At 64.5% G+C, this 13,809-nt stretch carries 6 protein-coding genes and 1 pseudogene; 2 read left to right on the forward strand and 5 right to left on the reverse strand.

The window, feature by feature from the left end:
* The first annotated feature begins 51 nt into the window (after positions 1 to 51).
* Positions 52 to 1,920 carry a fibronectin type III domain-containing protein gene (locus ACTIMO_RS09575; protein ID WP_448182383.1) on the forward strand — a complete coding sequence of 623 codons (1,869 nt, stop codon included), beginning with the start codon at positions 52 to 54 and terminating at the stop codon, positions 1,918 to 1,920.
* Between the two features lie 162 nt (positions 1,921 to 2,082).
* Here the strand turns inward: ACTIMO_RS09575 and ACTIMO_RS09580 are convergent, their stop codons facing one another.
* The gene (locus tag ACTIMO_RS09580) at positions 2,083 to 3,462 is read right to left on the reverse strand and encodes a glycosyltransferase family 2 protein (protein ID WP_448182267.1); all 1,380 of its coding nucleotides are present in this window, start codon (positions 3,460 to 3,462) and stop codon (positions 2,083 to 2,085) included.
* A gap of 306 nt (positions 3,463 to 3,768) precedes the next feature.
* On the opposite strand from ACTIMO_RS09580, the gene ACTIMO_RS09585 reads away from it, so the two are divergent.
* Entirely contained in the window at positions 3,769 to 5,334 is a 1,566-nt protein-coding gene (locus ACTIMO_RS09585) for a glycosyltransferase (protein WP_448182268.1), read from the forward strand.
* A gap of 54 nt (positions 5,335 to 5,388) precedes the next feature.
* Here ACTIMO_RS09585 and ACTIMO_RS09590 read toward each other — a convergent pair whose 3' ends face one another.
* From ACTIMO_RS09590 to ACTIMO_RS09605, 4 genes and pseudogenes are all read right to left on the reverse strand, one after another.
* On the reverse strand, positions 5,389 to 8,793 hold the full coding sequence (locus ACTIMO_RS09590) for a CDP-glycerol glycerophosphotransferase family protein (RefSeq protein ID WP_448182384.1): 3,405 nt from the start codon (positions 8,791 to 8,793) through the stop codon (positions 5,389 to 5,391).
* Positions 8,794 to 8,895: 102 nt separating this feature from the next.
* Positions 8,896 to 9,207: pseudogene (locus tag ACTIMO_RS09595) on the reverse strand (tetratricopeptide repeat protein); the annotation flags it as partial.
* A 79-nt stretch (positions 9,208 to 9,286) separates the two neighbouring features.
* A complete protein-coding gene (locus tag ACTIMO_RS09600) occupies positions 9,287 to 12,910 on the reverse strand; it encodes a bifunctional glycosyltransferase/CDP-glycerol:glycerophosphate glycerophosphotransferase (protein ID WP_448182269.1) in 3,624 nt (1,207 codons plus the stop codon).
* A 115-nt stretch (positions 12,911 to 13,025) separates the two neighbouring features.
* Entirely contained in the window at positions 13,026 to 13,742 is a 717-nt protein-coding gene (locus ACTIMO_RS09605) for a phosphocholine cytidylyltransferase family protein (protein WP_055773251.1), read from the reverse strand.
* Positions 13,743 to 13,809 lie beyond the last annotated feature (67 nt).

A 13,809-nucleotide genomic window follows, 5' to 3' on the forward strand; every position in this document is an offset into this window, starting at 1 on the left:
AAGGGGACCGTGTATCAGTTCCGGGTTCGGGGGATCACCGACGATGGTTCGGTGCTGACCCCGTATTCGGCGGCGATCAGTGCGAAGACGGCTGCTGAGCCGGCGATCGCGGTTCCGTCGGGGTTGAAGTCGGCGGCGCAGACGGATACGTCGGTGTCGTTGTCGTGGGTGAAGTCGGCGAATGTCCCGCGGTATCGGGTTCAGCGGTACACCAAGGCTGATATGAGTGATTCGGTGTTCTACCGGTTCACGGAGTCCGAGGTGGAGATCAAGGGCCTGGAGAAGGGGACCGTGTATCAGTTCCGGGTTCGGGGGATCACCGACGATGGTTCGGTGCTGACCCCGTATTCGGCGGCGATCAGTGCGAAGACGGCTGCTGAGCCGGCGATCGCGGTTCCGTCGGGGTTGACGGCTGCCGTGGCGACGCCCACCTCCGTGGCAGTGTCCTGGAAGGCTGTGGCGAACGCGCCGGAATACAGGGTGCAGGTCTACAGCAAGTCCGATATGAGCGACTCCGTCTACAAGCGCTTCCCTGCGACGTCGGGGAAGATCTACAACCTGCTGCCGGAGACCACCTACTACGCGCGTGTCCGGGTGATCAGCTCGGCCGGCGAAAGCCTGACGCCCTACTCGGCGCCGGTGAAGGTGACCCTGCCCGTCGATCCCTTCCCCACTCCGACGGGACTCGCCGCTGCACCGACGCACAGGACGATGAACGTGACCTGGGCCGCCGTACCGAATGCGCCCCAGTACCGGCTCGCCGTTGCCACGAAAGCCGATATGTCCGACGCGGTCTGGTATCGCTACACCACGAATTCCGCAGAGATCCGCGGACTGAAAGCTTCCTCGACCTACTTCTTCCAGGTCAGGGTGATCAAGACGGACGGCAGCCTGCTCAGTGCCTATGGGCCGGTACTCACGGCAACCACGCAGAGCGAGCCACCACCACCACCGCCACTGTCGAACCCGTTGACCGTGGGTAGCTTCAACGTCATGTGCGCCCAGTGCACGCCGGACGATACCTACAACCCGAACGCCCTTCCCTGGAACGACCGACGACCTTTCGTCGTCGACACCATCACGAAGAAGATGCCGGACATCCTCGGTGTCCAGGAAGCGTCGCAGGGGAGGTTGGACGACGTACTCCTCAAGGGTGGACTGTCCCAGTTCGAGGATCTCAAGCAACGCCTCAATGCGAGTGGTGCGCCCTACGAACTGACCAATGACAAGCGCTACAACTGCGAGAACCCGGCCACGCCCACGGCATGTGTCTACGCCGATCAGGGAGCATCACAGGGAACGCGGATCTTCTACAACCCGACGACCGTCGAGATCCTGAAATCCGGTTCACGTGCTTTGCCGATGATGACATCCGAGGAGAACGCGCGGTATTTCTCCTGGGCCATCGCGAAGCAGAGGTCGACCGGGAAGATCTTCTTCTTCGGCAACACGCACCTTTCGGCGAACAAGGCGGACGGGTACGGTGACATCCGTCGCCGTCAGGCCGAAGTGGTCGTCGAGGCGATCCGGCAGGAGAATGCGGCGGGCTATCCCGTCGTGATGGCGGGGGACCTGAACTCGAGCAAGTGGATCGAACCGTCGAATGCCCCCTACGACGTGATGACCCGATCGGGCCTCGTGGATCCGCTCGGCAACGACTACTGGCAGCAGTACCCGAGCATGGCCGCTACGGCCGAGAAGAGGATCAACGCCCATCTCAACAGCTGGAACGGGTTCGAGTCGATCAGCCGTGCAGCCGGCGATCCGGCAGCCAATGGCACGTACATCGACTACATCTTCACCTCGAAGATGCGCGTGTCGGAGTGGGAGACCGTAGCTACACTCGACGCCAACGGGAACTACGCCGGGACGATCCCCTCGGACCACAACATGCTGGTCGCGAAGGTCGGTCTGCCGTGACGCGCATCGGGGACCTCAGGGCCTGAGCCTTCCATGGGCACAACGCCCGGCCACCGCTCGAGCGGTGACCGGGCGTTGTGGTTCCTGCACCGGGTGAGAGAGTGTCCTGTCCTTCAGGTGGTCGCGACGGTGTCGGGAGACGTCACCGGCGGAGATGTTCCGTCAGAACTTGCAGCTGATGTTGCCGTGTTTCGTCGAGTAGAAATGCACGACGTCGTCCGCGGGGTAGGTGACGACGTAGTCACCGTCGGGCGCACGGAGACGCGTGGTCAACGGCTTCCCGTCGACGACGCTCTTCAGCGACAGGTCGTAGACCCCGCGCGGATAGTGTGCCAACTCAGCATGGGAAAGATCGACGGCGAACACCACCGCGTCCGGAAGGTCGTCGTCGCCGGATCGCGAGATGAGGTCCTTCGGCCGGATGTTGAAGGCGATCTGGTCGTCCTGCCCACGACGGCGGAGCTCCAGCGTGGCGCCGGCGAATCGCCGGAACTGGTGCTGCATGCTCAGGACGCCGCTGATCCGGCAACCGGTCCCCGTGGGTTCGACGCCGCTCATCTGAGCCGAAAGGGCATCATCGGCCGTGCTGTTCGCCACGACGACCAGATCGGAGCGTCGCCCGGCCCGGATGAGGCGGGATCGCTGCCTGTTGACCGGGTCGAGGAGATCCTCGACGGCGGGCGGGACGAAGGCAGCGATGAATTTCTGGTGCCCGCTGATCCACGCGCGCTGTCGTTCCTCGGAAGCCTTGGCGAAGGACGATCCGACGTAACGGCGCAGGCACAGGCGGCGAAAGAGCTCGGCCATGATCCGGTCTCGGAGTCCGTCGGCCGGGAGTCCGTTGTGGACCACGGAGGCCACCTCGAAGGAGTCACGCGTGTACTCCTCCGGGTCCAGCCCGCGGCGGCTGATGTTCGAGCCGTCGTCGCGGTTCTGCAGGATGTAATAGTCGTAGTCGGCCAGGATGGAGACCCGATCGGCGACGACGTAGCAGGAGAAGCCGAACATCGCGTCCTCGATACGCATCTTGTGCTCGGGGAACCGGATGGCGTGGTCCATCACCATCGAGCGGCGGAAGAGTTTCTGGGGTCCGTGGGTCTGGAAGGCCTTGTAGAGGTCGGCATCGATCTGGGACTCCTCATAGAGCCAGCGCCTGATCCACCTCCCGTTCCCCCCGATGACCTTGGGGATGACGACGTCGCTCCTCTGGCGGTCCGCGAAGCTCACGAGGCGCCGAAGGGACTCGGTGGGGACGAGATCGTCAGCGTCGCAGAAGAACAGGTAACGCCCGTTGGCCACTTCGATGCCGCGATTGCGGGGTTGCCCGGGCCATCCCGAATTGGCCTGATGGATCACGACGAGCCGTGGGTCGGAGGCAGCCAACCGATCGAGGATCTCTCCGCTGCCGTCCGTGGAACCGTCGTCGACGGCGATGACCTCCAGCGTCGTGTCCTGGAGATCCTGATCCAGGATCGATCGGACGCATTCCTCGAGGTAGTCCTTCACGTTGAATACGGGGATGATGACGGAGACGTCGGGCATCGGTTCCTTCTTCGCTCCCACGATGGAGCATTCAGCTGGCGGTGTATCTCCAACATACAAGCCGTGGGACCGGATCCACCCCAAGCCCCTGGCGTGGCCCGGCGCACCACGACGTCGGGGATGCGGTGCTTCCGAACGGGTCGCCGCGGGGTGCTCGGCGACGCACCGGCCCGCCCAGATGGGGCCGTCTCCGAGCGGGTCGGACGATGATGCTCCGCTAGGCTTGGGGGTGCTGCCGCGTGAGAACGGGCGGCCCGATCAGGTCCCCACTGATCGAATCGATGCAGCTTCGGCCACCGCCTCGCGGTGCGCTGGAGCGTGGTCCGAACGCGTGCTCGGCGATCGTCGAGCGGCGAGCGAATGAATGGAAGGAAGGGTGCACCCCGGATGGCGCATACCGACACCGTTTCACCCAACGCGACGCTGCCCGAGGCCTACCACTGCGCCGTGACATGGGGGATACCCTTCGACTACGGAGGGATGACCAGTGCCATGCTGCGTCGTTCGCGAGCATTCGTCACGCACGGGGGGCAGCCGGTCGACATCCTCACATTCGACTACCAGCCCGACTATCCGGACGTCGCCTGCGAACTCGAGATCAGCGGGGAGTTGATCGCAGGGATGAAACTCCGCAACCTGTGGGAGGAGCTCCGTTCCGCGTCCGATGCATCGATGGGCACCGCCCGATCAGGCCGGGCCGTCCAGGGCGACTACCAGGGTCTCGATCCCGATGAGTTCAGCACCGAGTCCTTCGGAGGCGAACCCAGGCGCCGGGTGCGCCACGACGCAGCCGGAACGGTCGTCCTTCAGGTCGACTACCTGCGAGCCGACGGTACGGTGTTCGTGTCCGACCGTCGCGACCTGGCGGAGCCGGGGGTGGAAGGTGGCCGACTCGTCTGCCTCTGCGGGAGTGAGGGGCAGGTCATCGCGTCCTGGAACCAGATGTGGCCCCTGTATCTTCTGTGGCTGGATCTGGTCACCGCTGGTCGGGAGACCTTCATGATCATCGACAGCAAGTCGACGGCGAATTTCCTCACCCGTTATCGGCGACCGCACGTCATCACCATGCATCTGGTGCACAACTCGCACATGTCTGCAGGCCAGATGCCGCCCCACGGCGAGTTGAGCCGTGTCCGGCGCTACACGTTCGAGCGCTTGTCGTCGTTTGATGCGGTCGTGCTTCTGACGGATGCGCAGAAGCGGGACGTGGACGAGGTGTATGGGTCGGAGGCATTCTCGGGAGTAGTTCCGAACAGCACCGAACTCGTGCCTTTCGATCCCTCCCAGGATCGCGATCCCGGGGTCGGTGTGATGCTTGCCAGCCTGAACGGCAGAAAGCGCGTCCAGCACGCGATCAAGGCGGTGGGGAAGGCTCAGGAGCTCGGCGCGGAGTGCTCCCTGACGATCTTCGGCGAGGGACCGGACCGGGACCGGCTGGAGCAACTGGTCGCCGAGTCTGCGCTGGAGTCGACTGTCCGGCTGCCGGGTTTCAGCGACACGGCACGGCACGATCTCTGGGCGGCATCCTTCACCCTGCTGACCAGCACGACAGAGGGTCTGCCCCTGGTCCTGCTGGAAGCGATGAGCGGTGGCTGCCTGCCGATCGCCTACGACATCCCGTACGGTCCCGCCGATCTCATCGAGGACGGCGTCAACGGTTTCCTCCTGCCACGAGGAGACGTAGCCGGCGTCGCTGCGCGCATCGCCACGATCGTGTCGTCCTCCAGCGACGATCTGCGTGCGATGCGGACGGCTGCGCGCGCCACGGCGGAGCGTTTCTCCGATCAGGCCGTGACTGCTCGATGGGCCGGCGAGATGGAGTCGGCAACGGATCGGAAACTCGAGTCGACCATCAACGGTGTTCCCATGTAGTCGGAGCGCCGAGGAAGCCTGCGTTTTGTGGACGCTGCCCCGCCTATGCCACCTCTACGGCACCAGCTCTTCCGTCCGACCGAAGGCGACGTCGATGAAGTTGTCGAGAGCCTGGGACTCGTACGATGAGTAGTCGAAGAGTTCGTGGACGGGCCAACTCTCGAGGAATGTCGTCATCCCCTTGAAGATTCCTTCGACTGAGTTCTCGACGAGGAGACCGTAGCCGTCTTCGAGGATGCTGCGGGGTCCGACGACATCCGTGGAGATCACCGGTTTGCCCAGGATGAGTGCCTCCAGCACCGCGAGGCCCTGCCCCTCGTAGTTGGAGGAGAAGACGAAGCAGTCGCCCCTCCTGATCACCGGGAACGGGTTCAGTCGAAGACCCGCCAGTAACACCTTCGAACTGAGGTCGAGGTGCTCGATCTGGCGTTCGAGGCGATTCCTCAGGGGCCCGTCACCGAGGATCACGAGCTTGGCTTCTGGATGGTTGTGGAGGAGGAGCGCAAAGCTCTGCAGGAGTTTCTCGTGGTCCTTCTCGGGGGACAGTCGTCCGGCCGTGACGAAGAGCTTCGGACAGTCGCCGATCCACTCCTCGATGTCCTCGGGGACCGGTTCCTTCGAGAGGGTGACGGTCGCTTCGGCGTTGACAAGATTGTTGCTGTAGTGGAAAGTCCGTGGGTCGAGCCCGAAGCGACTTGAGAGTTGCTGCTTGTTCTCCTCGGCCACGCTCTCCGTGACGGAGATGAGGGAGTCGTACCGGGGATACAGCCGGAAGATCGATTCGAGGTATCGGAATCGGTGGCGCCACTCGTTGTGCATGTCATTGTGGAGGAAGATGGACTTCGTCGCCATTTCCGTCGGCGCAGCAGCGAACAAGGCCGCCCAGAACCGGGCGTAGCCTTCGAAACAGACGAGGGCATCGAAGCGGGCAGACCCGAACATGCGCCGGAACTCACGCGCGAAGGCGCCGTGGTAGATGCTCCACTGCTCCTCGGTCTGAAGGTCGCCCTGCGCGTTGAACTTGTCCACGATCCATCGTTCCTCGGCGCTGATCAACTGCCCCCCTACACGGGGGAGGACTCGCACGTGGTCCGGATTCTGCTCGAACTTCTCCACGCGCGTTTCGTCCGAGGAGATGGACGAGGGTTCGATCGTCACGAAGACTTGGGTGTCCTGAGGATCCAGGTGCGACGTCAGATTCAGGTAGGACGACGTGATCCCGTTGGGAATGAACGAGCCCTGGTACATGAGCATGGTCTTCCGGTCGTCCTTCCTCGGTGGCAGGGTCCAGGCCGACGATCCGAAGAAGAAGAAGTCGATCGCCCGTGTTGTCGAATCTCCTGATTCCAGTCCGACATACTCGTCGGCGGTCTCGTGCATCCCCACTTGCTGGGCGAGTGCCTCGTGCAGCCCATCCCGCAGTTCGGACCGGTCCAGGCACAGGTATCCGGGAAGGGTGGAGATGTCCAGGCACAAGCCCCGACTCCGCTCGTACTCCTCGAGGTCGTAGGCGTAGTAGATGATGGGACGACCCGTTGCCATGAAGTCGAAGGCGATACTCGAATAGTCCGTGATGAGCACATCGACGATGGACAGCAGATCATTGGTGTCGATGTCGGTGGGGACGAGATGCTCCGCGATCCCGGCCTGATCGAGGAGCGCTTCCGTCACCGGGTGCCCGCGGAACAGCAGGCGGGTCCCAACCGACGACATCGTCCTGATGTCGCTCAGAAGCCGCTCGTTATCGAGCTTCCGGTCCGCCAGGGAACCCCGCCACGTCGGGGCGTACAGGACGACCTTCTCGGATGGACCGAAGCCCAGCCGCCGACGAAGATTCTCCCTGACGGCGTCGGGCAGAGCCACTGTCGCATCGACCCGCGGATATCCCGTCACGGCGACCTGCCCGTCGAAGATCGTCGAGATCTCGTACTTGTCGAGCAGGATGTCTGCAGTGAAGGCGTTGGGAGCCACGATGTGCGTGCTGTGCAGCAGATTCCTGGTGGCGTTCCGATAATCCATGAAACCGTCCTTGATGTCACGCCCGAGCGACTTCATCGGCGTTCCATGCCAAGTATTGAGGTACTGCTGCTCCGGACGGCGGCTGAAGTACGGCGGGAAGGTGTTGTTGTTGATCAGGTGAGCGGATGTCGCGAGATAGCGCAGATACAGGTCGCTGTCCCTGGCGGTGAAGATGACGTTCGGCAGGCCACGCAACTCGTCAGGGATCCGGGTCCGATCGTTGATCACCCACACGTGCGTGGTTGCTGCGAACCGCTCATCGCGAAGCAGGGAGCGGAACATATTCAGGGGGTTGCACCCGATCGAAGACCCTTGGCTGCTCTCATAGAGGATGACGTCCTCCCGAATGGGCAAGGTTTCCATGTACTCGACATAGATCATGGACTGTTTGAGCGCGGGGTTCTTGAAATAGGCCGCCGTGTTCACCCCGTGCGGTCTTTTCAGAAGGCGGGTCTCCTTGAATGCTGCGGTCGCTTCCCGGAAACGGCCGAGGCGGTACAGAACGGAGCCCAGCGAGGTGAACAGGCGGGCCGGGTGCTTGTCCGACCGCGAAGCGGCCGCCTCGAACGCTGCTGCGGCGACCTCGAGGGCCCCCTTCGCCTCAGCGAAGGCAGCCAGCTGCGCACACTGCTCCGATGTCTGCGCGGACAGCGCCGCGGCCAGCCCGTCCGAGAGGACACCGAGAAGGTACGGTGTCACCCTGTCCACGGGCGGCCCCGACGCAGGTAGCGCTGCCGTGGTCCTCGGTCCGCCGAGGAAGGCGACACACGCGTCCTCGTGCCGTCCCGCCGCTGCAAGCACGCTGCCCAGGCGATACGACCAGTACTCGGTGCGCGGGTTCGACAGCTCGAGAGCGTAGGCATAGGCGTCCGCTGCATCCGCCCATCTGCCACTGCGCTCGAACGAGAAGCCCAGGCGATAGTGCCATGACGCCTGGGTCGGATCGAGGCCGATGGCTGTCCTGATGACATCTGCGCCGCCCTGCCAGTCATAGCAGCGCTGAAGCGCGAAGCCCCAGCGGTAGGCGAGTTCCGCATCATGCGGATCATGACGGAACGTGGCCTCGTAGTGACTGGCTGCGAGTCGCCATTCGCCCTTCTTCTGGAAGAAAGCGCCGATGCCGAACCGTGACGATTCCAGTTCGGTGTCCGCTGCGATCGCCCGCGCGAAGTGGTCGTGGACGAGGTGCTCGGAACCCGCCAGATGATGAGCCCACCCTGCCTGGAAGTGGAGGCGGGCATCGTCCGGCGTGAGGAGGGCGGCTTCGGCGAAGGTCTCGGCCGCCGCCGTGTGCCGATTCATGAAGAACAGGGCATCCGCGAGAGCCCCCAGCCATTCCGGATCCTCCCGGTGGAACGGCCTCCCGGCCGACAGGACGTCGATCTCCTGCCATTTCGGTGCCTTCCGCTCGCGCAGGATGCGCCGCCGGTCGGCGTACACGGCGCGTAGTTCCTCTGTCTCGGCTCTCTCGGCGGTGCGGTGGCGTTCTGCCGCTGCCTCGACAGAGCGCAGCCGATGTTCCCAGCGCTCGTGCCCGGGTTGAAGACGCAAGGCTTCGAGGTAGTGCTCTCGAGCCGCGGTGACGAGGCCCTGCCGCTCCCTGATGAATCCGAGGCGGTAATGCCACCGTGCAGCGTGAGGTGCAACATCGAGTGCAGCTGCCACATGGCGAGCAGCAGCCTCCAAGTCTCCCGCGTGCAGCTCCGCGTGGCCCAGAAGGAACTGCTCCTCACCGGCGCGATTCACCCCGGAGATCGGCGTATTCACCGACTCGACGGCGGCTGGAGCCTGGACTGGTTCCCGAGTCTTCCCGGACTGATCGGTGACGTGAGGTGGGGTCTTCCCGGTCGACATGGAACTCCTGAGGGGGGAGGGCTTGGCCTGTGGACGCGATCAGGTATGTTCGCCAGGCGGTGGATGGGATGTCCAGTGGTCAGGATGCGGTCGCCGGAGCGCCGAGCGGGAGCGCATCGACCACCCGCTGGGTCGCAGATCCGTCACACATCGGCGCGTAGGTCTCCACGAAGGTCCGGTACCGATCCGCGTACCGCACCTGGATCGACGGCAGGGACTTGATGGCATGGACGACCTCGGGCGTTGTCATCAGCAGTGGACCGGGAGCCTGCGCTTCGAGATCGAAGTAGAAGCCGCGGGTCGAATCGCGGTACTGGGCGATGTCGGGGGTCAGGAAGATGATCGGCTTTCCCGTCACGCAGAAGTCGAACATCACCGACGAGTAGTCGTTGATCAGGACGTCCGCAGCAAGATACAGATCATTCACCTCGGGATACTCCGTCACGTCGATGACGAACCGGTTCCCCGCGGTCTGTCGCTGGCCGGCGATGTTGTGGTGTCCACGCAGCAGGATGACATAGTCCTCGCCGAGTTGCTCCTGGGCTGCCTCGAAGTCCAGGTAAGTGACCAGCTCGTACTGCTTCGACGTGTTCTTGGCGTCGTCGCGCCACGTCGGTGCGTAGAGGATGGCTCGACGACCTTCGGGAATACCGAGGAGGTCACGCACCGCTGCGCGGCGGAGATCGGCGTCGGGGGCCTTGAGGGAATCGTTCCGCGGGTACCCCTCGGTGATCACCTGCCCGGTAAAACCGAAGCAGGTGGCGAGGACGTGCGCCGCATAGTCGTTCTGTGCGAGGAGCGCGTCCCAGTAGGTCGCTTCACGCTGCATGAGGTTCCAGTAGGACAGCGAGAAATTGGTGCGGGCGACGTCGTTCCCGAGCTTCTTCAGCGGTGTACCGTGCCATGTCTGGATGTACACCTGCCCCTCCCGCTTCCGGAAGTAGAAAGGGAAGTTGTTGTTGTTGACGAGCAGCCTTGCCTCGGCCAACAGGCGGTACCAGAGCCGTGAGCCGATCAGGACCGGCCGGGCGCCATCAGGTACGGGCACGGAGTGATCAGCGATCGCCCAGTACATGTCCCCGACGGACGCGCGCCGCTGAAACTCCTCGAGGATGCGCCGCGTGCTGTCGGTTGCGCGACGTCCCCCGAAGCACATGAAGAGGACGGAGTCCTGCAGCGGCAGCTCCGCGCGGTCGATCTCGCTGCGCAGCATCTGCTGGTTGTAGCGTCCGAGTTCGTCCGCAGCCAGTGGCGGGCGGACGTGGACGGTGACGGCTCCGGCGACAGCCGTCCTGCTGATGCCGACCTCGAGGGTGTCACGCAGCTCGCGGGAAGGCAGCATCTCCTGGAGGGCAGGTGCCGCGGGGAGCCAGTACCCTACGTTGTCCTCTGTCTTCTGGGGGATGTACCGGAGGCTGTAGGCTCCCGGCTCCGGCATCTGATCCCGGCCCTCCCAGGGAGAACTCACGAGGGGGAAGCGGACGGTGAAGCGGTTGCTCCCCTGGTTGCGCGTGACGTTCAGCGCCACCTGGTCCGCCTCGATCACTGCCTTCCCACTGGACAGCACCAGCCGCGGGGCATGGATGCTCGTGAAGTCCGCCGTACCGAGGACGGTGAGGTAGCAGCCGTCCTCGGAGACGCGGAGATCGTCCGCCTCGACCCGGTAACGCCGCTCTTCGAGGGCCAGGAAGCCGTAGCCCGTCAACTTCAGGCGCAGGCGGCGCGATCGGTCCAGCTGCTCCGTGAAGTCCGTGCTCCCGGGGCGCCACGCGATGGGCTGGGGAGTCTTGAAGCCGCTGTCCAGGCGCAGGTCCCACTGGTGCTCGGCGCGCGGTGAGGCCTCTGCGGTGAGGCGGGGGATCACGAGGCGGTAGTCGGCCACGTTACCGCGTACGTCCACGCACACGGCGGTCTTCCGGAGGGCCAGTTTCGCGCACTCCACCGTGATCTTCGAGGCGAGCGGCGCGGAGTGTGCTTCGACCGTGATCGTCAGTGTGCGCCCGTCGAGCCGCACGTCCGTCGCCGAGTACATGGGGGCCACCCGCACCAGGGTCAGACCACGTCCGGGCTTGAACTCGACGGCGATGCGGTGATCCCCGTTCATGGGGGCGATGGGTACGGTGCCGGCAGCACCCGAGGTGTCCCGGCGGGTGACTGGCGATTCCAGCACCTGACCCTGCGCTGTGAGGCGCAGCCCGAGCGACCAAGACGACGGCGCGGTGTCCTCGGCGGGCAGGGCGGCCGGGTCGATGCTGACACTGAAGCCACTGTCCGCATAGCTGGTCCAGTTGTCGTTCGCGTCCCAGTCGATGGCCGGATCGCGGTACCTCCCTACAACGAGCGGCAGGACCTCGTTGCCGTCGTCGTCGATCAGCATGGCCTCGATGACGAGAGCGCCCGCAGCAGGGTCGATCGAGGAGATGTAGGCGTGGCCGGTGATCCTGAGGCAGCCGTCGTCGCCCCACTCCATTCCGGTGATCTTGCTGATGACGCGGAGGTCGATGTCCTGACAGGCGAGCAGGTCCTCGGACGGCTGTCTCGTGAGGTCCGACAGATAAGGAGGCTGCGCACGGAGCGGACCCGGCTGCGACGACGTGGCGAACGAGGACCCGAGATCGCTGCGGGAGCTGCAGATGGTGACCACATCAGGCCGGTTGTCGTCCAGGACCGCCGCGAGGATGAGGCGATTGTGGAGCCGGATGCCCTCCCAGGCGAAGGGGGCCAGGGCATGGAGTTCCTGGACCCCCGCCACGAGCCGGGACCAGTAGACGTCGTCGGTGCGAGGGACGACCTCGAAGAAGGGAAAGAGATCGGTGCCGAGGAGCCGGGTCAGCAGTCGTTCCGCCGCCTCCGGGGCCAGACGTCCGAGACCCTCGGTGATCACTGCCGACATCCGCCGGAGGTACTCGTCGAGCACCCCGATGCTGCACAGCTGCTCGCGGGTGAGGGAGTCCCCACCGCTGTCGCCGACGACGTCGCTGAGCCTTCCCGGCAGGAGGTCGATGGTTCCTGCACGAAGATAGGCGGCCCGGACCGCTTCGGCCTGCCAGAGATCGCCTTCGACGTCGACGTCCATCAGGTGCTCGAGCCAGAACGACCTCGAGAAGACCTTGTTGCTGAGGTAGGTGTCCGACGCAAGGTCCGGGGCATGCTGCAGCGTGGTCGTGAGCTCGGCCGTTCCGTGCATGGCGGTCTGCGCGGCCGGGGTGACGAACTTGGCGCCCTTCCGCACCCCGACGGTGCCGACCGCGACGTCGGACCGTGACCCCTTGAGCGACCGGACCGCGGCGGCGGCAGCGCCCGGGGCAACGAGGTCCCCGGCGGTGACGAACATGATCCACCGCGTCCTGGCGGCTTCGACCACCGCGTGACGTGCAGCCGGCGCCGGGATGCCGGTGGCAGGCCGAAGCGCGATGCGCGCGTCCCGCTTGGCGTAGGAGGAAGCGTCCCTGACGATGCCGTCGTCGCCGGTCGTGTCGACCACGACCACCGCGAGGGCCACCGACTTCTGTCGCAGGATGCTCTGCAGCGTGGCGACGAGATCCTGCGTGCCGTCCTCGACCACCACGCCGATGGTGAGGACCGGCTTCTGGACGGGTGCCGCGGTGAGGGTCCGTGGAGAGGTGAGGGTCGACGCCGCCCGTTCGACCTTCGCAGCGTCCGCCGGATGGAGGGATTGCCGGATCTTCTTCCGCTGCTCCACCGGGAGACTCTGCCACGCTGTCCGCAGCTTCCGCTTCGCTATCCGACGGATCCCGGATACTGCGTCCTCTGCGGTGGTCCAACGTGCCATAAGTGCTTGTCCTTCGGAAGGTGGATCAGACGTCCGCTGTGACGCGCGCGTCGAGTTCCTGGTTGGCGCGCTCCAGGTCGTCCGCGAAGTCCACTTCGACGGCGTAGAAGTTGCTGATGTCGACAGGCGTGTACTGGACACCGTCCTTGGCGATGGTGAGCTCGATGCCGCGCTCGAAGTAGTCCTGGTCACCGACCTGGGCAAGGCGCTTGATGAGCTTCTTCTTGTCCTTGGACGAGATGTAGTTGATGCCCACCGCTTCTCCGAGCGCGTGCTCGACGGACTTCGACAACTGGTCGATGTGCCCGTTGTCGTCGACGGTGTACTTGACCTCCTCGTCACTGACGGAGGACATGTCCACGGAGACGAAGGAGAGATCCTGCTCGATGAAGGGCCGCAGGTACTTGACGATCTCGGGGGCGAAGACGACGTCTCCGTTCATCCACAGGACGCCGCCCTTGGCGGAGTTCCGGAGAGCCTTGAGGAGGCTCTTGGACGTGTTCGTCTGGTCGAAGGCCTCGTTGTAGACGAAGGATGCGTTCGGGACATGCTCGAGGATCATCTCGAGCTTGAAGCCGACGACGATCGACAGGCGGAGCTTCTTCCTGAATTCGGACGTGAGATTCTCCACCTGCTGCTGCATGATGGTCCGACCGTCGCTCAGCTCCGTGAGTGGCTTGGGGTGGGGACGAGCGAGCCGCGTGCCCATGCCCGCCGCGAGGATGACTACCTGCACCGTCATGATGTGTCCTGTCGATTAGTACGCCGTGTGGGTAGGGAACATGATCGACGAACTGCCACCACGAGAC

The sequence above is a fragment of the Arthrobacter sp. CP30 genome, assembly GCF_053470025.1.